The sequence below is a fragment of the Segatella paludivivens DSM 17968 = JCM 13650 genome (genome assembly GCF_000373185.1).
Classification (GTDB): Bacteria; Bacteroidota; Bacteroidia; order Bacteroidales; family Bacteroidaceae; genus Prevotella; species Prevotella paludivivens.
Genome location: NZ_KB890649.1, coordinates 98,214 through 121,162 on the forward strand (window position 1 = coordinate 98,214; position 22,949 = coordinate 121,162).

Annotated in this window: 16 protein-coding genes and 2 tRNA genes; 5 read left to right on the top strand and 13 right to left on the bottom strand. The window is 36.3% G+C overall.

Annotated elements, in window-relative coordinates; genetic code table 11:
- Positions 1–139 precede the first annotated feature (139 nt).
- The 4 genes from B045_RS0108710 to lon are packed head-to-tail and all read right to left on the bottom strand — an operon-like array spanning position 140 to position 6,637.
- Positions 140–1,765, bottom strand: a complete 1,626-nt coding sequence (locus tag B045_RS0108710) for a DEAD/DEAH box helicase (RefSeq protein WP_018463886.1) — start codon at positions 1,763–1,765, stop codon at positions 140–142.
- Between the two features lie 13 nt (positions 1,766–1,778).
- On the bottom strand, positions 1,779–3,053 hold the full coding sequence (locus tag B045_RS0108715) for an LptF/LptG family permease (protein ID WP_025883407.1): 1,275 nt from the start codon (positions 3,051–3,053) through the stop codon (positions 1,779–1,781).
- A gap of 6 nt (positions 3,054–3,059) precedes the next feature.
- A complete protein-coding gene (gene tgt, locus B045_RS0108720) occupies positions 3,060–4,187 on the bottom strand; it encodes a tRNA guanosine(34) transglycosylase Tgt (RefSeq protein WP_018463888.1) in 1,128 nt (375 codons plus the stop codon).
- Positions 4,184–6,637: an endopeptidase La gene (gene lon, locus B045_RS0108725; protein ID WP_018463889.1), complete on the bottom strand. Its 2,454-nt coding sequence runs from the start codon at positions 6,635–6,637 to the stop codon at positions 4,184–4,186. The genes tgt and lon overlap by 4 nt, the downstream gene beginning before the upstream one ends.
- A 150-nt stretch (positions 6,638–6,787) precedes the next feature.
- On the opposite strand from lon, the gene B045_RS0108730 reads away from it, so the two are divergent.
- The gene (locus B045_RS0108730) at positions 6,788–7,483 is read left to right on the top strand and encodes a tRNA1(Val) (adenine(37)-N6)-methyltransferase (RefSeq protein WP_018463890.1); all 696 of its coding nucleotides are present in this window, start codon (positions 6,788–6,790) and stop codon (positions 7,481–7,483) included.
- On the opposite strand, the gene B045_RS0108735 is transcribed toward B045_RS0108730, so the two are convergent.
- Positions 7,478–8,509, bottom strand: coding sequence for a diacylglycerol/lipid kinase family protein (locus tag B045_RS0108735; RefSeq protein WP_018463891.1), 1,032 nt, complete (start codon positions 8,507–8,509; stop codon positions 7,478–7,480). The genes B045_RS0108730 and B045_RS0108735 overlap by 6 nt on opposite strands.
- A gap of 169 nt (positions 8,510–8,678) precedes the next feature.
- Between B045_RS0108735 and spt the strand changes: the two genes are divergently transcribed.
- From spt to B045_RS0108750, 3 genes are all read left to right on the top strand, one after another.
- On the top strand, positions 8,679–9,866 hold the full coding sequence (spt, locus tag B045_RS0108740; protein WP_018463892.1) for a serine palmitoyltransferase: 1,188 nt from the start codon (positions 8,679–8,681) through the stop codon (positions 9,864–9,866).
- Positions 9,867–10,282: 416 nt separating this feature from the next.
- Positions 10,283–10,356 (top strand) — tRNA-Pro (locus B045_RS0108745).
- Between the two features lie 21 nt (positions 10,357–10,377).
- A tRNA-Pro gene (locus tag B045_RS0108750) sits at positions 10,378–10,451 on the top strand.
- A 1,708-nt stretch (positions 10,452–12,159) separates the two neighbouring features.
- Here the strand turns inward: B045_RS0108750 and B045_RS0108755 are convergent.
- The 4 genes from B045_RS0108755 to mltG form a co-directional block, all read right to left on the bottom strand.
- Positions 12,160–12,798 carry a DedA family protein gene (locus B045_RS0108755; RefSeq protein ID WP_018463893.1) on the bottom strand — a complete coding sequence of 213 codons (639 nt, stop codon included), beginning with the start codon at positions 12,796–12,798 and terminating at the stop codon, positions 12,160–12,162.
- Complete coding sequence (locus tag B045_RS0108760; protein ID WP_018463894.1) at positions 12,798–14,225, bottom strand: tetratricopeptide repeat protein; 1,428 nt, start codon at positions 14,223–14,225, stop codon at positions 12,798–12,800. Before B045_RS0108760 ends, B045_RS0108755 begins: the two co-directional genes overlap by 1 nt.
- A gap of 32 nt (positions 14,226–14,257) precedes the next feature.
- Entirely contained in the window at positions 14,258–15,976 is a 1,719-nt protein-coding gene (locus B045_RS0108765) for a glutamine--tRNA ligase/YqeY domain fusion protein (RefSeq protein WP_018463895.1), read from the bottom strand.
- A gap of 425 nt (positions 15,977–16,401) precedes the next feature.
- Positions 16,402–17,448 (bottom strand): endolytic transglycosylase MltG, encoded by a 1,047-nt coding sequence (mltG, locus tag B045_RS0108770; protein ID WP_018463896.1) that lies wholly within the window; start codon positions 17,446–17,448, stop codon positions 16,402–16,404.
- Positions 17,449–17,570: 122 nt separating this feature from the next.
- Here mltG and B045_RS0108775 point away from each other — a divergent pair, with 122 nt between their 5' ends.
- Positions 17,571–18,212: an HAD family hydrolase gene (locus B045_RS0108775; protein WP_025883411.1), complete on the top strand. Its 642-nt coding sequence runs from the start codon at positions 17,571–17,573 to the stop codon at positions 18,210–18,212.
- A 9-nt stretch (positions 18,213–18,221) separates the two neighbouring features.
- Here the strand turns inward: B045_RS0108775 and B045_RS0108780 are convergent, their stop codons facing one another.
- From B045_RS0108780 to B045_RS0108800, 4 genes are all read right to left on the bottom strand, one after another.
- Positions 18,222–18,932, bottom strand: coding sequence for a LytR/AlgR family response regulator transcription factor (locus B045_RS0108780; protein WP_025883413.1), 711 nt, complete (start codon positions 18,930–18,932; stop codon positions 18,222–18,224).
- A 51-nt stretch (positions 18,933–18,983) separates the two neighbouring features.
- Positions 18,984–20,270, bottom strand: a complete 1,287-nt coding sequence (locus B045_RS0108785) for a TolC family protein (RefSeq protein ID WP_044067713.1) — start codon at positions 20,268–20,270, stop codon at positions 18,984–18,986.
- A gap of 185 nt (positions 20,271–20,455) precedes the next feature.
- Positions 20,456–21,055, bottom strand: coding sequence for a riboflavin synthase (locus B045_RS0108795; RefSeq protein WP_018463901.1), 600 nt, complete (start codon positions 21,053–21,055; stop codon positions 20,456–20,458).
- Between the two features lie 281 nt (positions 21,056–21,336).
- A complete protein-coding gene (locus B045_RS0108800) occupies positions 21,337–22,947 on the bottom strand; it encodes a glycoside hydrolase family 10 protein (protein WP_025883417.1) in 1,611 nt (536 codons plus the stop codon).
- Positions 22,948–22,949: the final 2 nt, after the last annotated feature.

Consider the following 22,949-nt stretch of genomic DNA (forward strand, 5'->3'; position numbering starts at 1 on the left):
AGTTATCTTTTTTGTTTATATTGTATAAAAAAGATAGTTTTTCGTGGCTTTGTGGTCTTTTGGTAATATAGATGAAACTCATTGTTTCTTTTTATTATGGGTAAAATGAAAGTCCGGTATGTTAATACCGGACTAATATTTATTTGATGCTAAACACCTTCTTAAAGAATTTCTTTATACCACTTTCTTTCTTGATAGGTTTTTGCGTGTGTGGCGCAGTACTATGCTTCGGTTTAGCGTTTGCAGCCTGTGGATTATTTCTCTTCTTGTAGTTACCTTCTACATTTCCACGTCGCTTATTGTATTGAGGCTTAGTCTCATCATACTTTTTGCGTGGCTCAACTGTCTTTTGAGTAGGCTGTTGATCGTCCTTTTTGTATTCACCCTTATTACTGTTGCGTGCTTTGTATTCACGTCTTTCTTCAGCAGTATAATAGCGCTTCTTTGGGTAATTACTTTTTGGTGCAACATCACCTTCAGGTGCATTTACGTTGTTCGGATTACTATATTTCTGTCTTTGATTCTGTTGTTTCTTATCCTTGTGTGTAGACTGGTCTCTGTCGTTTCTTCTGCGGTTCTTAGCAGAAGTTCCATTCTTAGGCTTTCCGTCAGACTTGTATTCTGGTGATTCACCTAATCCTACTGGTAGAGGAATTTTCTCTACATCCTTTTCTAGGAATTTTTCAATCTGCTGGAAATAGTAAATGTCGTCTTCTGAAACAAAAGTTATTGCTGTACCAGTACGCGCAGCTCTTGCAGTACGTCCAATTCTATGAACATAATCTTCTGCATCATGAGGCACATCGTAGTTGAGTACCATTGCAATGTCGTCAATGTCTATTCCACGTGATACAATATCGGTAGCTACAAGTACATCCAATTGTCCACTCTTGAATTTGAACATTACATCATCACGAGTAGCCTGATCCAAGTCTGAATGCATTTCTCCGCAATTGATATGCTTGCGTTGAAGGGCACCTGCTACTTGCTTTACTTTTATCTTGCTCCCGCAGAAGATGATAACACGCTGAAGATCGCCATTCTTGAATATATCTTTTATGACACCCATTTTCTGAGTTTCATAACAAACATAAGCCATCTGCTTTATTTTCTCAGCAGGCTTGCTAACAGCAAGTTTTAATTCTACTGGATCCTTAAGTAAAGTCTTTGCTAGTCCCTCAATCTTGTTAGGCATTGTTGCCGAAAACATGATTGTTTGGCAAGTCTTAGGTAGTTTCTTTGCTATCTTTATGATGTCATCAGAAAATCCCATATCAAGCATTCTGTCGGCTTCGTCAAGAATGAAGAATGAAACTTTACTCAAATCTACATTACCAAGACTGATGTGAGAAATAAGTCGTCCTGGAGTGGCTATAATAATGTCTGCTCCAAGTTGTAAACTCTTAATCTCTTGATCATATCGATTTCCGTCATTACCGCCGTAAACGGCAACACTGCTGACCCCGTTAAGGTAATATCCAAATCCTTGCATCGCTTGGTCTATCTGTTGTGCAAGTTCGCGTGTAGGACTCATAATAAGGCAATTTATCGCCTTGTCTGGATAACCGCCGTCATCCAGTTTACTTAATACGGGCAATAAATACGCTGCCGTTTTTCCTGTTCCTGTTTGTGCTACCCCTAATACGTCTTTGCCCTTTAATATTTCAGGAATACATTTTTCCTGAACAGGTGTGCATTCGTCAAAATGCATATCATATAGAGCGTCAAGGACGTTTTCATTTAAATTTAACTCGTCGAAATACATAAATTTCTTTTTATTAATTTGGTGCCTGTCTGTAGCAAAAATAAGCCACAGCGGCAAATATTATATTCGGTATCCATGCTGCTATCATTGGTGGTAGGTTAGCATTTATGGCAAATGTTGATGATACCGTCTGCAACATTATATATATAAAGCTGAGTGCCATACCTATTCCAAGATACATACCCATACCGCCTTTACGTTTCTTTGCTGATAGTGAAAGACCTATTATCGTCAGTATGAATGATGCAAAACTTGCAGCTATTCGTTTGTGATATTCCACCTGATATTGTACTACATTGCTGGAACCACGATCTATTTGTTTTGCAATGTAATCTTGCAGTTCAGGATTGGTGAATGTTTCTTGTTGTCCCCTTGAGTACACCAAGTCATTAGGTTCCATTTGTATTAAAGTATCTTTTTTTACTCCTGTCTGTATTTGTTCTCGGTATCCATTAAATCTGCGTATCTTAAAATTAGTAGCCGACCAGTGATATTTAGAGTCGCTCACAGTGTCGTATTGGATTTCCATTGCTGTCATGTGGCTGACAAGTTTCTTATTGTTGAACTTGTCTAAAGAAAATCCGTAGCCTTTTTTAGCATTGTTGTCATAGTGCTGAATGTATGCAATAGTTCCTCTTTCTACTTGGAGCATAACATTGTCAGCTGCAGTATTTTTCTTTTTGTTTTTATACATTGACTCAAAATTCTGCCTTATAACATTACTATGTGGAATAACATATGCACTTAAATAAAAAGACAAGGAAGATATCAATATACATGAAATCATATACGGACGCATTAGACGTCTGAAAGATATACCTGTAGCAAGCATGGAAATAATCTCACTGTTTCCTGCTAGTTTCGACGTAAAGAAAATTACCGCAATAAATACAAATAGTGGGCTGAACAGATTGGCGAAGTATGGTATGAAATTCATATAGTAATCAAATACTATCGCTTTTAAAGGCGCATGATATTGACTGAATTTCGCCAAGTTCTCATTTATATCAAATACAATTGATATACTTATAATCAAGGCTATAGAATAGATGTATGTACCAATAAATTTCTTGATAATATACCAATCTATTCTCTTGATATAGCGTAATGGATTCAGATACTTCATCCAACGCATCTTATGACATGTCCATCTTAAGATTCTACGTAACCACGCTGTATGGCTATGGAGCCATTCTATCAGTCTGTGCAGCCATAGTGGGTGTTTGCTGATCCAGCGCAGAAAGCTATATAGTTTATGATGTTTTTTAAGTCTTCTGAATTCCGTCATGATTATTTATAAACGTTGACCTAATTGATCTATTATAGAGTTTTTCCATGCAACAAAGTCACCTTTCTCAATGTGATTTCTTGCATCTGTAACTAGTCGTAGGTAGAAAGCCAGATTGTGTATACTTCCTATTTGCATTGCAAGAAGTTCTTTTGCCTTGAACAAATGATGGAGATATGCCTTTGTATAGACTTTGTCAACTTCACATCCGTCTTCGTCAATAGGAGTGAAATCATTTTCCCATTTTTTGTTACGCATGTTCATTGTTCCATTGTAAGTAAACAATAATGCATTGCGACCGTTGCGTGTAGGCATAACGCAGTCAAACATGTCAACACCGCGTTCTATTCCTTCTAAAATGTTTTGAGGTGTACCAACTCCCATTAGATAACGAGGCTTGTCTTTTGGCAAGATTTCGTTAACCACTTCTATCATCTCATACATAACATCAGTTGGCTCTCCTACTGCAAGACCACCAATAGCATTACCATCAGCACCTTTGTCGGCAATGAATTTGGCTGCATCGCGTCGTAAGTCCTTATATGTGCATCCCTGAACAATAGGGAAGAGACTTTGATTGTATCCGTAAAGTGGTTCAGTCTCATTAAATCTTTTAAAGCATCTATCCAGCCATCTTTGAGTCATGGCAAGACTTTTCTTGGCATACGCATAATCGCTTTTGCCCGGAGGACATTCGTCTAGTGCCATCATGATGTCTGCACCGATGACACGTTCTGTATCCATAACGTTCTCTGGAGTGAAAATATGTTTGCTTCCGTCAATGTGTGACTGGAAAGTGCATCCTTCTTCTGTTAGTTTACGAATGCCAGTCAGTGAAAATACTTGAAAGCCTCCACTGTCTGTAAGAATAGGGCGTTCCCATCCGTTAAAGCCGTGCAATCCACCTGCAGCACGGAGTGTTTCCAATCCAGGACGAAGATACAGATGATATGTGTTTCCTAGAATGATCTGGGCATTTACCTGATCACGCAATTCACTGAAGTGTACACCCTTTACGGTACCGGCTGTGCCCACTGGCATAAAGATAGGTGTCTTTATCTGTCCGTGATCGGTTGTGATGACTCCTGTGCGTGCGTCGCTAGCGTTATCTGTGTGTTGAACTTCAAATGTCATTTGTCTTTTTCTTCTGGAATAGTAAATTCTACAGCGTTGTCTACTTTTTCTTCTGTTAGGGCGAAGTCCCATACCTGTTGAACATTCTCAACGTAATGGAACTCAACACCAATACGATATTTCTCAGGTATTTCCTCAATATCCTTTTGGTTTTCCTTGCACATCACGATGTCTGTTATTCCTGCACGCTTTGCAGCAAGTATCTTTTCTTTTATACCACCTACAGGGAGAACTTTACCTCTAAGAGTAATTTCACCAGTCATAGCTGTATTTTTGCGCACTTTGCGTTGGGTAATAGCAGATGCTATTGATGTAGCGATTGTTATACCTGCAGAAGGACCATCTTTTGGTGTTGCACCTTCTGGTACATGAATATGTATATTCCAGTTGTCAAAGATGCGGTAGTCAACGTTTAAATTGTCAATGTGAGCCTTTACGTATTGTAAAGCAATCATCGCCGATTCCTTCATCACGTCACCAAGATTGCCTGTTAAAGTGAGTTTACCGCCCTTACCCTGATTGAGTGATGTTTCAATAAACAATATTTCACCACCAACACTTGTCCAAGCCAAGCCTGTTACTACTCCAGCATAGTCATTACCCTGGTATATATCTCTGTAGAAAGGCGCTTTACCCAATAGAGATTCTATTTCGTTTGGAGTAATGTTGTTTTCTACGATATATCCCTTAACAGCTTTTTCGTATGCTATTTTGCGTAAAGCCTTGTTTATTTGCTTTTCTAGTTGTCTTACACCGCTTTCACGTGTGTATTGTTCTATAATTCTTTCAAGTGCGACCTTGTTGAATTTTATTTTAGGTCTTATAGAGTCTAGACCTGTATTCTCAAGTTCTTTAGGAAGAAGATGGCGTTTTGCTATTTCAATCTTTTCTTCTGTAATATATCCGCTAACCTCAATTATTTCCATACGGTCGAGTAGAGGGCGTGGAATTGTATTTAGATCATTTGCAGTAGCAATGAACAACACTTTTGATAAGTCATAATCCACGTCAAGATAATTATCGTGGAATGCGTTGTTCTGTTCTGGATCCAAAACTTCAAGAAGTGCAGATGAAGGATCACCATTTACGGTGTTTTGAGTAACCTTATCAATCTCATCAAGTATGAATACAGGGTTACTTGAACCTGCTTTTTGTATGCTCTTTATGATTCTTCCAGGCATGGCACCAATATATGTGCGGCGATGTCCGCGAATCTCAGACTCATCGTGTACACCACCTAGTGATACGCGTACATACTTACGGTGTAGAGATTCTGCAATACTTTTTCCGAGAGAAGTTTTACCGACTCCAGGAGGACCATAAAGACAGATTATCGGTGATTTAAGGTCTCCGCGTAACTGTAGTACGGAAATGTATTCAAGGATTCTTTCCTTTACTTTTTCCATGCCGTAGTGGTCGTGGTCCAAAACCTTTTGGGCACGATTGATATTCAAGTCGTCTTTAGTGTATATACCCCAAGGTAAATTCACCATGTTTTGTAGGTAATTAACCAGAACGGTGTATTCAGGACTTTGGGGATTACACGTCTCTAACTTTTCAAGATCCTTGTAAAATGTCTTCGAAACATCTATGTTCCATTTCTTATTCTTGGCCTTCTCTGCTAGCTCGTGTGCCTCAGGAGATTCGCCATGTCCAAGTTCTTCCTTGATGTTCTTTATCTGTTGTTGCAGAAAATATTCTTTCTGTTGATCATCAAGGTCGGTGCGAGTCTTCTGGAAGATATCTTGCTTCAGCTTCATTAGCTGAATATCACGGTCAAGTATCTTTAGTAGTGATAAAGCGCGCTCCTGTATATTTATTGCTTTTAAAAGTTTTATTTTCTCTTCAACATCTAAAGGCAAGTTTGAACAAACATAGTTTATCGTTAACACATCATTGTGTATGTTGTCAAGTGCAAACTGAGCCTCATCAGGCATTTCATCACTGAGAGTGATGTATTTTTTTGCCGTGTTAAGTACGGTTTCGTATATAGCCTTGAAATCTTTGTCTTTTGCAGGTGTAATATCTTCAGCTAAAGGTGAAACCTTGCCTACATAGTATGGTTTTGTCTTTACTAAATCCTCTAGTTGGCATCTTCCTAATCCTTGAATGATGGCAGTGACGTTTTTCTCAACTCCTGGCATCTCAACAACTTTAACAATCTTAGCATAAACTCCACTATTATATAAATCCTTGAAAGTTGGATTTTCAACATTTTCATCTTCCTGACTGAATATTCCGAATATTGTTTCAGGGTTCTTTTGTAGTTTTTTTATGAGCTTTACGCTAGGTTCTCTACCTACTAAAACAGGCATAAGTATACCTGGGAACAATACTAGGTTACGTGTAGCAAGAATAGGAATGTCGCCGGCGATGTTTATATCAAGCAGATTGTTGATATCGCCTTCATAGTCGGCAATCATTTGTATCGATGTATATTTGTTATTCATTTTTATAATTGATAACTTTTTGGTCTGCAAAGATACATATTTTAATTAGAAATTCTGCAAAAGCGAGAGACAAAATCAACTTAATAATATGTAAATCAGTAAAATGTATAAAATAAATCTATTCGATATACGTTATTCTGATGATTGAATATGAGTAGTAATATCTTTAAATTCAGACAATTTGATGTCTGCCAGGATTTTGACGGCATGAAGGTAGGCTCCGATGGGGTCATGCTTGGAGCTTGGGCTAAAGGAGGCAATCGCATTCTTGATGTAGGTACTGGTACTGGATTGATTGCGTTGATGATGGCACAGCGGTATCCCAAAGCAGAGTTGTTGGCAATAGATATTTCAGAGGATGCATTTTTGCAGGCTAGTAGAAATGTAGCGAACAGTAAATTTGCAGATAGAATAGAAGTTAGTTATACTTCTTTACAAAATTTATCGGTTAATGATCGTTTTGATGCTATCGTTACAAACCCTCCATTCTTTATAGACTCATTGAAGAATCCTAATAAAACTAGAAATATTGCGCGTCATACAGACATGCTGTCTTATTCAGACTTGTTCCATTCAGCAAAGAACTTATTAGCTGATGATGGTTGTCTTTCTGCTATCATTCCGTCTGATTATAAGGATAGATTTATTTATGAAGCTTGTTTGTATGGATTCTTTATATCTCGCATTTATGGGATAAAAACAGTAGAGCGTAAAACGGTTAAGCGTTATTTGCTGGAGTTTAAACTTAAACGCTCTGATGTCATTGAAACAAAAACGTTCACAATGATGACTCATAATGAACGTTCTGAATGGTATGAAAAATTAGTTTCTGAATTTTATTTATAAATTCAGTCTACGTTGGATGACTTTGTTTATAGCCAAAATATGTCTTTTCTGTCTGCTTATGTCTTTTCTAAAAAGGTCTATTTCGTTAAACAGTTCCGATGCAGCGTTTTGTACAGCGTTTGGTTTGCGTAACTTTTTGTTGGCATTTGGGTTTACTATAACTTTTATGCCTTTTTCTTTCAGTGTGATTTCTATATCTTTTCCTGTCATCACAGGATCTCCGTCATAGTGAATATAGCCAGGTTCTTTGCGATGTATGCTTAGATGTTTGCACTTGAATGTTTTTATCTTTGAATTTTTATCCAAAGTTTTGTTAAACATATCTATGCTAATCTGCGGTGCCTCAATCACATCGAATGGTTCCATAACTATAATATCCATCAAGCCGTCGCTCATTGATGCTTGGGGTGCAATATATGCATTGTTGCCATATTGTGATGCATTGGCGCATGAAATGAGAAATGCTTTTAGGCGTGTAGTGCCTTTCTCATCTTGTATTTCATAAGTTTCAGGCTTGTATTTAAGTCCCTCTTTTAAAACGTTTTCCACATAAGTTATAGGACCGCGTTTACCAGCTTCTGCAAATTTATGACTTACAAAAGCATCAAATCCCATTCCGCATGTGCAGAAAAAAGGAATATCGTTAATTATGCCATAATCTAGTTGATGTATTTCGCACAAATTAATTATCTGTATAGCTTTAGCTAGATTCATTGGCAGCATCAGGTGTCTTGCCAGTCCGTTACCGGAACCACATGGAATTATACCCAGTGCTGTGTTTGAATTTACGATGGCTCTAGCCACTTCATTCACTGTTCCATCACCACCTACAGCTACGACGATGTCTATGTTCTCGTCTTTAGCTTTAGATGCAATTTCTGAGGCATTTCCTGCATATTCTGTAAGTGAAATCTCATAATCAAATATATCGTGGTTGATATATTTATCAATTAGGCTCGGTATTCCGGATTTATTAACCGTACCTGAGATGGGATTCATTATAAAAATTATCTTCTTTTTTTCCATGAGTTTATTATGTGCTGCAAAATTAATAAAATTGTATTATAAATGTGTTTTACCTTTGAATATTTTTGCTATTTGGTATATTTCTTATGAAAAATAGAGAATTATTGGTTCTTTTTTGTATCTTTGCAGCCTAAAATGAATATAAAGTAGTTTACTACACCTAATTAAAATGGGACAGTTACAAGAAAGATACAAAAAATATCGTGAGCCTCAAAAATTTATGGAGGCAGGTGTGTATCCTTATTTTCGCGCTATAACAAGCAAGCAGGGTACCGAAGTCGAAATGGCTGGTCAAAATGTTCTTATGTTTGGTTCTAATGCCTATACAGGATTGACTGGTGACCAGAGAGTTATTGACGCAGCTAAGGCTGCTCTTGATAAATACGGTTCAGGATGTGCCGGAAGTCGTTTCCTTAATGGAACACTCGATCTACATGTTCAGTTAGAAAAAGAACTCGCAGAATTTGTTCACAAAGATGATACACTTTGTTTTTCAACAGGTTTTTCTGTTAATCAAGGTGTCTTGGCACAAGTTGTCGGAAAGGGTGACTATATAATCTGTGATGATCGCGACCATGCAAGTATTGTTGATGGACGTCGTTTGTCATTTGCTCGTCAACTTCATTATAAGCACAATGATATGGAAGACCTTGAGAGAGTACTGAAAGGATTACCTCAAGACTCTATCAAACTTATTGTTGTAGACGGTGTGTTCTCTATGGAGGGTGACCTTGCTAAATTGCCAGAAATTGTAGAATTAAAGCATAAGTATAATTGCTCTGTCATGGTTGATGAGGCACATGGTCTAGGTGTATTTGGTAAGAATGGACGTGGAGTTTGTGACTATTTTGGCCTTACTGATGATATTGATCTTATCATGGGTACATTCTCAAAGAGCTTAGCTTCAATAGGTGGTTTTATCGCTTCTGATAAGGATACAATAAACTATCTTCGTCATACATGTCGTACATATATCTTCAGTGCATCAAATACTCCAGCTGCAACTGCTGCTGCTATGGAAGCACTTCACATCTTGCAGGAAGAGCCTGAGCGCATTGAGCATCTTTGGGATGTTACCAAGTATGCGTTAAAGCGTTTCCGTGAAGAGGGATTTGAAATTGGTGAGACTGAGAGTCCTATCATTCCACTTTATGTACGTGATATTGAAAAAACATTCATTGTAACTAAGTTGGCTTTTGATGCAGGTGTCTTTATAAATCCTGTTATTCCACCAGCTTGTGCTCCTCAGGACACACTTGTTCGTTTCGCTCTTATGGCAAATCATACAAAGGAACAGGTTGAGCGTGGTGTTGTTGCTCTTAAGAAAGTATTCGTAGAGCTGGGCATTATTAAGTAAATTTGTATATTAAAATATACTAAGAGGCTACAGTTTTTCTGTAGCCTTTTTTGTTAGTTTCTTTTTCTCGTTTTATCAATTGATATCGTTCTTATTGAATTTATATTAATTAAATATTTCTTTGGTGTAAGTGAATAGTTTGTACTGTCGTTGATACATTGCAATCAAACTACTTTTTTACACGATAAACGGTTTATATTATAAAGATAGGTATTTGATTAATTCTTAGTATTATTCGTATGATGATTGATGTTCTTAGCATATACATCTTTATCTGCTTACTGCAAATCATATAGTTTTACTTATTATATTGTGGCGGATTTTATATAAAAGTTATAAAAAAAACATTGAATTATTTGGTGCTTTCGGATAAAAGTGATACCTTTGCATTCGCAATTGAGAAATAAGATGCAAAGCGGGGTGTAGCGCAGCCCGGTAGCGCTCCTGGTTTGGGACCAGGCGGCCGCAGGTTCGAATCCTGTCGCCCCGACTTTTAATCTTGTTCTTGCAGCGGGGTGTAGCGCAGCCCGGTAGCGCTCCTGGTTTGGGACCAGGCGGCCGCAGGTTCGAATCCTGTCGCCCCGACAAAATAAAAAAGAGACAATCTATAATAGATTGTCTCTTTTTTTTGTTCGCCCAACACAAACGCATTCTAACGGCTCTATTCATATGTTTGGGGATTTAACAATTCTACGCATAAAGTTTAGCAACCCAAAGGAGGATGAATCTGGCATAGCCTCTAGATGTAGCCTTGAATCCATTGATCTTTAGCTAAATTAATAAAGTTTTATACTACAAATAGATAAATTCTATTTCACTAAAGTTATGTTTGCCCACAAATTCTATCTTATCATTAATTTATTGCCTTAGAAGAAATGTTCGTTGACACTATAATATAGACTTAACTTATCAAGTGGCACTTTTGCTATATATGTGCAAATTAGAAATTCTATATAACTTTATCAAAATTCATCATATGATCCTCTCCAATATAGTTATTCCATCAGTCAAATTATGAAACCAATAGAGTCATGAGTATCAAATATATTTTTTTATTTTTGATTTTTTGATGCTGTTTCCTACATGTTTTTGCGAAACGTATTGTTATACAATATGTTAGCTTATGTAGGTTAGTCAGTTGTTATACATTTTAGGGGGTGATAAGGGCCTTATCACTCGGTTATCCTACATGCTTTGCAGAGTGATAAGGGCCTTATTACTCAAAGGCGCAACGAAAAAGGTGATTTTATTTTTGCTGCGCTTCATACATTTTGCCTAAAAAGGATTTGATTATAAATATTTGTGGTTATAGTTACTGAAACACTATGCATTTTTTTAAGCTGTTACTGATTAACATTATAGTTTCTGAAATCCTGTACTATAAAGGTTGATATACAAAAGTGTTTTTATAAATTAGTTTGGTTTCCAAATTCTATTTACCAAGAGAAATAATATTCCGATATTTATAATTTCCAAGAAAGGCATCATGGTGATTTGCTTTACAGTCGGATACACAGCCTAATGTTACAACAAAAAAGCGATTTTCGTATAGATATTTAAGCAAAATTTATCATTTTATGTACAAATACGTGCTTATAATGTAGGAATCATGTAGGAAAGATGTAGGATAAGGTATAAACCTACATAAGGTAATATATTGATTAGTAATAGCTTAAGTCAAAAATGTATATAATGTAGGTTCGTTCTATGTTTTTTGGGGATTCTTTATTTATTTTGGGGGGTGATGTTCTCGGTAAATGGTCTTTGATCTTAGTAATTTTTATGCCTGATCTATTAAATATCATTGCTGTTAATGAGTAATTCATTTCTCATCTCTATTGAAATAATTTGTAGTCAGTGGTGTTACTCCCAGTTGATCTGTTATAACACTGTTAGGAGCGTTGAAATTCACCAAGCATACGCCCTAAAGATGTAAGCAACCATAACCATTCTTATCTGTTAAGGAACTTATATCCTCCTTTTTTATCAGATTTGGGGTAAATAGCATTATCCTAAGTCGGATTATAAGGACTATTTTCCCAGTAATGAAATACATGTGTATTATGCAAATGCTATAACTATGTAAAAAACACCAAAAGCAGGTGGAGTATGAGGCTTAATGTCATTTTCCCCCCAATAATGTCACTTAATGTCACTCGCTAATCCCTCATAAATAAAGGGTTTGTGACATTATGACATTAGTGACATTAAAAAAACTTTTTATGTTGGTGGCAAATATTGTTTTGTACCTTTGGTAAATGCCAATACTTATGAATAAAAAGGACTTGGCAATTTAGTCAAGTCCTAATCTTTTTCTTCTTTTTATATACCACTTCACTAAGAAATATATAAATGCTATTGCAACAAGTGCCATTATGATAACCTTTATATATTCTCCATATTCCATGATCTTATCAGTCAGTTTATCTTCAGGAACAATAGCATGTAAATACCATCCAAGTCCAGCTAGAATGCAATTCCATAAACCTGCACCAAGCGTTGTGTAGAGCAGAAATTGCCAGTATTTCATTTTCGAAAGACCTGCAGGAATTGATATAAGATGTCTGATTCCAGGTATAAGTCTTCCTGTTATTGTAGCGACCATTCCATGTTGGTAGAAGAATTTCTCACTTTTTTCTACCTTATGTTGATTAAGAAGGCATATCTTACCCCATTTGCTGTTGGCGAAACGATATATTATAGGTCTTCCTAAATAGTATCCAGCTAAGTAGTTTATAGTTGCTCCAAAGTCTGCACCTAGAGTAGCGAAGAGTACGACTAGAAATACGTTTAAATTGCCTCCTGCAGCATGATATGCGGCAGGAGATACTACAAATTCAGATGGAACAGGAATGACAGTACTTTCCAATAGCATAAGAAGGAAAATCGTACCATAATTAAGATTACCTAATAGTGTAGATAGCCAATTCATTATTGATCTCTTTTTTTGTTAGTTAGATATTTATAATAGTCTTTGGGATCCATATTTTCTGGAAAATAATCCTTTAATATTTTTTTTGCTTCATTAGGAGTTTTCTTTACGGCTTTTTTGACTACTTTTTTGAATTCATCATCATATCCCAAAGTTTTGCAGCAAGCAGCTAGGAACACATATACCTTGTCTGATTGTGCTTCATCGTAACTAATCATGCAATGAAGAATCTTATATGCCATTTCTACGTATCCATTATCCATAAGTGATGCTGATATACGCACATATGTTTCTGGATCATTGTTAGATTCTGTTGCAGCTTTCTCAAATATGTCTCTGGCCGTTTCCATATCACCATGCTGCAGATATAAATTACCCTTGTTAAGGATAGCTTCAACACTTCCGCTATTTTCATAGCATTCGTCAGCGATCTTTATAGCTTCATCAAATTTATCTGCTAGCGAGAGTGCATTAGTTAACTCATCGTATATTTCGTTTTTAGCGGGGGCAAAGTTTGGACAATACTTAAGCGCCTTATTAAAAGCATCTATAGCTTCTTCATAGCGTCCAAGATTAGTTAGTGCCATACCTTGCAAGATATAAGCTGAGTATTCCTCAGGACATAGTTCTGTGTATCTTTTTAAATATTTAAGAGATTCCTCAAAATTTTCTAATCCGAAAAGTCCATTACTTTTGTTTAGTATGGCATCTGGATCATTAGGATTTATTGCAATTGAAAACTCACTACTAGATATACAAGCACTAAATTCAGAGTTAAGCAACTGAGTAGCTGCCAATTGATTCCAATACTCAGTAGAGTAGGGTTCTTTGTCTAGAAGACTATTATATATATCTTCGCTTTCTTTCAGATTACCCAATCCTAATTCAATTTGTCCCTTAACTTGCCAATAGTCAGGGTCCTCAGGATTGTTGGACATGTCAATCCATTTTCTCGCTATTTCTAGTTCTTTGTAGTCTGTGAAAAGAGTGGCTACTTCTATTATATAGCTTTCAATCTCATCTTCATCAATCTCGTTTTCTTTACGTTTAAGATACTTAGAAGCTAGTTCTGGATGTCCCTCTGCAATTTTTACTTCAGCTACGGCATAATAATATTCTATATCGTGCTTATCTACTACTGCTTTAAGATATTTTTTTGCTTTTGCAATATTATCTTCTAACAATATTGCCATTCTTGCTCTGAAGACCAATGGATACACGTCACCAGGATAGAGTCTTATTGCATAATCAATTGTATCTATAGCGGCAAGTATATTTTCCTGAGATTCGTAGTAGCCCGCTATATTGGCAAGGACTTCTGTCTCAAGATAGATGTCCTTGCCATTCTGACGCGCTTCCTCATACTCTTTTAAAATATTGAGGAAATCGTCTTGCTCTAAGTACTCTGATTTATCAAAATGCTTCATTAATAGTTTTTTAGTTATTTTATCACAGCCTTTTATTTATTCTGCTTTGCCCATGTATCTTTTAATCCTACAGTCTTGTTGTAAACAACATGCTCGGTTGTAGAGTCTGGGTCAGCAATAAAATAGCCTGTACGTTGGAATTGCAAATATTCACCATGTAGCAATGTTGCAGCATAGTTTTCTACATAGCAATTATTGTAAATTTTAAGACTGTCTGGATTTAGCAACTCTCTAAAATCACGCTCGTCAGCAGATGGATTTTCGATATTGAAAAGGCGGTCATATTCGCGGATTTCTGCTTTCTGACAATGATCAATAGATACCCAATGAAGTGTACCTTTTACCTTGCGGTTGGCACCTTCCATTCCACTTTTGCTTTCAGGGTCGTATTCTGCTTGTATTTCAACAATGTTACCTTCTGCATCCTTTGTGCATCCAGTACATTTAATGATGTATGCGTTTTTAAGGCGAACCTCTTTTCCTGGAGTCATTCTGAAGAACTTTTTCGGAGCATCTTCCATAAAGTCAGCACGTTCAATCCAAAGATCCTTTGTGAAAATAATCTTATGGCTTCCTGCTGTTTCATCTTCAGGATTGTTTATTGCGTCCATCTCTTCTATTTGATTATCAGGATAGTTGGTTATTACCAGTTTTACGGGATCTAGTACTGCACTTACACGGATAGCCTTCTTGTTTAGATCTTCGCGAACGCTTGCTTCTAACAATGCCATATCATTTAGTGCCTCGAACTTTGTATAACCAATAGAATTGATAAACATTCTGATGCTTTCAGGGCTGTAACCACGACGGCGCATACCACAAAGTGTCGGCATACGGGGATCATCCCATCCATTAACCAAATTTTCATCAACAAGAGTATGTAACTTACGTTTACTCATTACTGTGTATGTAAGGTTCAAACGGTTGAATTCAATCTGTCGTGGGCGGTTGTCATGCATGTCGCCTTTGATACCTGTTTCGTCATATTCTTTTAATAAATCGACTAACTTATCATATAGAGGACGGTGAGGTACAAATTCTAAGGTACAAATAGAATGAGTTACACCTTCGAAGTAATCACTTTGTCCGTGTGCGAAGTCATACATTGGATAGCAATGCCATTTTGTTCCTGTGCGGTGATGAGGAGTTTGTATAATTCTATACATTATAGGGTCACGGAAGTGCATGTTTGGATTCGCCATGTCTAGTTTGGCGCGTAATACCATGCTACCTTCTACAGCTTCAGGAGTATTCATCTTCTCAAAGAGATCAAGATTTTCTTCTACTGAGCGGTCACGATATGGACTAGGAGTACCAGAGGTTGTAGGGGTACCCTTTTGTAAGGCAATCTCCTCACTAGTCTGCTGGTCTACGTAAGCATAGCCCTTCTTTATCATCCAGATGGCGAAATCCCATAATTTCTCGAAATAATCAGAAGCATAGTATATATTTCCCCATTTGAATCCCAACCATTTGATATCGTTAAGTATATTTTCTACATACTCATTGTTTTCCTTGCTAGGATTGGTATCATCGAAACGAAGGTTGCAAACTCCATTATAAGTTTCAGCAACTCCGAAGTCCATACATATAGCTTTTGCGTGTCCGATATGAAGATATCCGTTAGGTTCTGGCGGAAAACGAGTTTGTATTTTTCCTCCATTCTTGCCATTGGCAAGATCTTCTTCAACAAATTGTTCTACGAAGCTAATGCTTTTCTTCTCTTCGTTTATTTCTTCTTTATTTGCCATGATGTATATACTTGTTATTTTTTGTTTTGCAAAGGTAACTACATTAAGGTTAAGAATCAACAAAGTTGTGTGATTTTTATATATTAATGTAATTAAACGATGCAAAGATAGTGCAAAAATCTGATTAATCGAAGCGAATAGAGATAAAATTTCCATTATATAATGCTTGGAACGCCATATCATTGGTTTTTCGCTGTCATAAATTTGTTTCTATATCGCTAATATCCCGTTATTGTACCAATAAATATTACAAATCGAACAAATGTTATGGTAAAAACATGTTTATAAACATAAAAAAACATTTGCATAGAAATGAAAAATCATTTATCTTTGCAAATGTTATCCTGAATACAATCTTTTTACCTTAAAAAAAAGCTAATACCTATTGAGATTGATGCCGCACTCTGTGAAGAGGGCGGCATTTTTTATTTAATCCCACGTTCGTTAAGTGCTTTTGAATATTTAGCTGCATTCTTCATATGTTCTTCGTAAGTTGTTGCGAAGTTATGGGTACCACTAAAGTCTTCTTTTGCACACATATATAGGTAATTGTGATGTACTCTGTTTAGAACAGCATCAATACCAGCTACTGATGGAATACGTATAGGACCAGGAGGAAGACCCGGATTCTTGTATGTGTTGTATGGGCTCTTTATAAACAACAAATTGTCATATATGCGCTTGAGTTCGAACTTCTTCCACGCAAACTTTATTGTAGGGTCGGCCTGAAGTGGCATTCCTTCTGGATATTTAGCATCGCGGAACATCAGACGATTATAATACATTCCTGCAATCATTGGCTTTTCTGAATTGTTAGCAGTTTCTTCGTCAATGATACTAGCAAGTGTTATAACTTGATTAGCTGTAAGATTCTCTTGTTTAGCTTTTTCTGTTCTTTCAAAGTTCCAGAATTTCTTACTCTCTTTTTGCATACGATCAAGGAATTTATCTATTGATACGTTCCAATAAATGTCGTATGTGTTTGGTATGAACATACAAGCAATAGTTGCTGTATCATATCCGTACTTCTGACAAGTGGCTTCATCTGTTAATTTCTTGTACAATTGTGTACTGTCAATCATAAGTTTTTTAGAGATTTCAGCTGATAGCTTGTCTAAAGTTCTAACGCTTGGAATTGTTAGACTAACAGGAGTCTGCAATCCGTTTTTCATGTGTCGGAAGATTTTTAAAGCTCCATCGCCAGGTTTAATAGCAAATCTACCTGTCTTGATTTTGTCTTTGTAACTAAACTGGTGTGAAAGTGCCTTGAAAGCACTCATCCCGTGACTAGAGGCGATTGGCTCAATCTTACTGTATACAGAATCGATGTTGTCATCGTTGTCAATGTATACATACTCAACGTCTTTCTTTACGGAAAAACCTGAAAAAAAGTAGTAGTAAATCACTCCTAAAACAACCAAAATGAAAGCTGTGGCCGGAGCAAGATACTTTTTCTTAAAATCCTTTTTCATAATTATATGTTGAAATCGTGCGCAAAGATACATCAATTTTTTTTATCTTGTGCTCATCAATCACTTTTTTTTCTTAACTTTGCATAATCTCATGTTATTATGATCGGTATTATTTTTAGGGTATGAAATATAAGTCTTATATTTTTGATTTAGATGGAACGTTGCTTGATTCCTTAACGGATATTGCAGCAAGTTGTAATTATGCACTTTGTATGAATAATATGCCTGAACGAACGATTGATGAAGTCAGGATGTTTGTTGGTAATGGAGTACGAAAATTGATGGAACGTGCTATTCCTGATGGAGATAATAATGAACTTTTCGAAAAGACGTATGCTGATTTTCGCCAGCATTATCTTATTCACAGTCTTGATCATACTTCACCGTATAGTGGTATCATGAATATGTTAGGAGAACTGAAAAAAAATGGTTGCAATATTGCCGTAGTCAGCAATAAATTTTATGCTGCAACTCAAGAACTAGTTCGCCATTTCTTTGGAGAGTATGTAACAGTCGCAATTGGTGAACGTGAAACTATAAGGAAGAAACCTGCGCCAGATACTGTTTTTGAAGCATTAAAGCAGTTGAATGTTGATAAAAATAATGCTGTTTACATTGGTGATAGTGATGTTGATGTTATGACAGCAAAAAATTGTGGAATGCCATGTATTAGTGTCTTGTGGGGATTTAGAAGCAAACGGTTTCTCATCGAACACGGAGCTAGTGTATTCGTTGAGAAACCGTCCGAAATACTTTCATTATAAAAAGTAATACTATATGCTATGCTTTGCTACATATTTAAGGACATTCTCCTTGTAAGATTCTGATATTGGGATATTCAAATCTCCATATACAAGATGCATTCGTTCAATCATGTCTATCTTTGAAAGGTTGGCTATGTATGAACGGTGTATTCTCATAAAATCCTCACCAGTAATAGCTTTTTCAAGTTCTTTCATGTTCATGAGCGACATAATTGGTTGTTTACCGTTGTCAACATAGAATTTTACATAGTCCTTTACACCCTCAATAAATAAAATATTTGATAGATTTACCTTTATGACTTTGTAATCACTTTTTATAAAGATAAAACTGTTACTCTTTAAATCAGGTCTTTTCTCTGTTTCAGAGAAATAAGTCTTAGCTTTAGCGGCAGCCTTCAATATATCTTCAAAGTTTGCCGGATTCATTAGACAATCAACTGCGTTGACTTGATAGCCTTCAATGGCATGTGATTTGTTGTCAACAAGGAATATCACTTTTAATGTTTCTGGAAGCATCTTCGCAAATTCCACACCACTCATTTCCGGTAATCGGATGTTAATAAAAGCTATGTCTATGTGCGAATTTCTAATGACCTTCATTGCCTCTATGGCATTAGTACAACTAGCCGTAAGACTAAGAAATGGTATATTTCTCAGATACTCGCTCATCTTTTCAGCCGTACTGGTGTCATTTTCAATTAAAATACAATTTAGCATCATACAAATTTGTTTGGGTTGTTATGTTATTTTCTCGTTATGTAATGTATATTATTATTTTATATCTCCATTCTTATAGAATTTCAACATGTCAATGTTTAATATTGTTAGATATTTGCTTTGAAGTTCATTTTGTTGTGCTCTTAACAGGTTGTCTTTTCCTGTCATCAACTCAATGATGTTTTTTAGACCTAGATTGAATTGTTCACTTAATAGTTCGTAGCTTTCTTTTGAACTTTGCGTAGTAATCTTGGCACTCTTAAATAAACTTTGATTATTATTAGCCTGTAACCAATAGTTTTCTATCGTCGAGTATAGGCTTGTTTGCTTGTCTTTTAAGTCAAGCATATAATTCTCACGTTGTATTCTTGCTTTGTTTATAGCAGTCTTGGCTTGTCTGTTGTCATATATTGGCACGCTGACAGTGAATCCACCTCCCAATGTAAAGTTGTTTTTAATCTGCTTATCCCAAGCATTAGTGTTCATTGATGTGGTGTTAGTGTTAAAACCTGCATTCATGCTTACTGTAGGTAGCTTTTGGGCTTTAGCAATTTTCATACTAATATCACTGCCTTGTATACCAAGTTGAGCCCCTTTGATCTCAGGTCTGTTTAACGCCAGATTATATACGTCATTTATAGTAGGGATATTTTCTAAAGCCATCTCATCTGTTGTCTCTGGCATTGTTATGTCAAAGTCTTCTTCACTAGTAATCTGTAATAGTTGTTTTAATTGTCGTTTATAATTTTTCAGATTACTTTCTGATTCTATTATGGCATATTCATCCTTTGCTCTTTGTGCTGTTAGTTGGGCTAGATCAGCTTTACTCATCTTGCCAACCTTCATCATCATAATTCCTCTTTCCTCGTTTTTCTTACTTGTTGTAAGAGTTTCCTGATTTACATTTACAGCTTCGTTGGAATATAATATCTGAACGTATAATTGGGCTATTTGTTCCATTAGACTATTCGCAGTAACTGCAGAATCTAATTCAGATTGTTGTTCAGCAACTTTATTCAGTTTTACCTGATTGCGGTTTCTGTTACCATTCCACACTGTCCAATTCGCGTTAACGCCATAGCTTCCATTGTAATACGTTTTGTCAACACTTGTTTGTACTTTGTCTCCTGCAACTACAAAACTACCAGTTTGAGGCCACGGATTGTATGTTATGTTTTGTGATGTACTAAGTGATAAAGACGGTAACAGTTCTGCCTGACTCAGCTTAATATCTTCACGGGCACTTAGTTTTGCCAGACTCTTTTTCTGTATTGTTATATTGTTTGTTATTGCATATTCAATACAATCCTTTAATGTCCAACTTCTAGCAGAAGTGCACATTGGAAAAAGAACAAATCCTGTGCATAGTAGGATTCCTATTACAATTTTATTCACTTTGTATTTAATTATGTTATTATTCATGCAAATCTATAGTTTTAGATGCAAAAAGATGATAAAAAGTTTATTTGTTGGTGCAATAATTAACAAAACTTTTAAAATGTTGGCAATAAAAAAGATTGCAGTTATTAAATAGACTGCAATCTGGCTATATACTTACCTAGTATATCAAATTCTATATTTACACAACTCTCTAACCTAATATCGCAAAAATTTGTATTTGCTCTTGTATAAGGTATTATTGCAACTGTGAATGTATTTTCTGTAGGTTCACAGACTGTTAATGATACTCCGTTAACTGTAACAGAACCTTTATCTACTGTAAAATAGCCTTTCTTAGCCATTTCTTTGTCCTGTTTGTATTCAAAAGTGAAATATGTACTTCCGTCGGCATCTTTGATATTAATACATTTTGCGGTTTCGTCGACATGTCCTTGCACTATGTGTCCGTCAAGCCTACCGTTCATTATCATAGACCGTTCTACGTTCACATGGTTACCTATTTTCAGCAACCTCAGGTTTGACCTATCAAGAGTCTCTTTCATTGCTGTCACAGTATATGTATCGCCTTCAATGTGTACAACAGTCAGGCATACACCATTATGAGATATGCTTTGGTCTATTTTTAACTCATTCGTAAATGAGCACTTCATTGTTAGGTCTATATTTTCTTTGTCTCTCTTAATAGCTACTACTGTAGCCATTTCTTCTACAATTCCACTAAACATAAAATAAGATATTGGTTTGATAAAAAGGGAAAAAAGGGGTTGCTCGATGATGTGATGAAACTCCGAGCATTTCAAGATTTGAGAGCTCCCAGTTTTTGTAATCCGCTGGTCAAAAGACTTACCTTCGATGAAGTTTATGCGGCCCGCCATTAAGATGAGAAACTTTCTCGGTTTTCGATATTATTTGATGAGTATCCCGATCAAACCGATACAACCCCGAATATCTTTCTCCTTTGTACTGCAAAGATAATTTCTTTTATTGTATCTTCCAAATATTTTGCCTAAAATCTTTTTATTTTGATAAATCCTATTCTGTGGCTTATGCCTTCTTTGTTTATGATTCTTATCATGTACATTCCATCTTTTAGGCTTGTGATATCAACGACATTGGATTTTGCATGTAACATTTTTATTCCGTTGCCGTCTAATCCGGTAGCAATAATCATCCCGTCACACTCTTTACACCATGTCGGTAATATTGCTTTCCCTCCATCATTAGAGATAAGGCTTGATGTATTGCAAACTTTTGATACACTTTGTACGGCTTCACTTTCATTGCCATATCGATCCATTGCAGCAACAGCATAGTATCTGTCGTCATTTGCTGGGATAGTGATAATGTTAGTTTCTTGCCTTGTAAGCATTAGATTCTCTGGCTTGCTTGTATCTACAGGCCATGTCCTGCTGCTATATATGTTGTATGTAATGTCTTTTTCCTTATCCCAACGCAATACTCCGTCACTTTTAGTTAAGCCGGTTGGTGCCTTTGGTGCAATGCTGTCTATCCAAGTCATAGCAGGTACTAGGGCTGGTGATGTGTCGAATTCGTTTGTAGCGAAATCGTATATACCCTTTGTATCATCAGTAAAAAATTTACTCCTGAAATAAGCATGCCCCATGCCATATTTGCGTGTTATTTCCATTTCGCGCGTTATGTCATCAAGACTCCAATCTTTTTCACTTGGTGACATGAAGTATATCCCAAGCCCTGGACATATAATTTTATTGTTAGATAGTTCTTTCCAGTCAATAGCGAAAGGATAGAAATTGTTTTCTTTGAAATACATCATAGGAAACAGTTCGTCCATGAGTCCGTTTTTTAGCCAACCCTGTGCATCTTGTAACACTGTTGAGTAGGCATTCCAACCATGACTCCAGTATCTTGTAAGATCATCAGCTTTTCCGATAGGTGAGCAACTCATTTTCACCCAAGGCTTAATACTTTTTACTTCATTACTGATAGCCTCTACGATTCTAGTGATATATTGTCTTCCTTGATTTCCGCTAACCTTAATTTTCCATGTTTCAGGATATCTTATATAGTCAAGATTGATACCATCTATATCATATTTTTCAGTGATCTCTTTGCATAATGTTGCAAGGTAATTGGCTGTTTCTGGCATTTCTGGATTCATGTACCCTTCATCAGCAATCTTGCATATTAATCCGGGAAATCTTTGTCGTAATCTTTTGCATCCTAAAGAATTCCATTTGCCAACAGGAATTGTTACAACCCAAGCATGTAGCTCCATGCCCCTCTTGTGACATTCACTAATTGCAAATTCAAGTGCGTCATACCCCGGACTCTTTCCTGGGAATCCGCTGAGGCAACCATCCCATGGTTCGTATTCAGAAGGATAAATCATTGTACCTCTTACACGTGTTTGTAAGAGTACTGTATTAATTCCTGCTTTTTGGAGCTTGTCAAGTATATTTGTCAGTTCTTGTTTCTGTCTTTCCATTGATAGGCTATGCTGTGAGTAGCTGTGGGGCCAGTCTAGTCCGCCTATAGTTGTAAGCCAAACAGCCCTTACTTCTCTTTTTGGTTGAGCAAAGGAGAGTAGGGCGGTTGATAAGAATGTTAAAAGTATAATGAAAGTTCTCCGGTTCATAT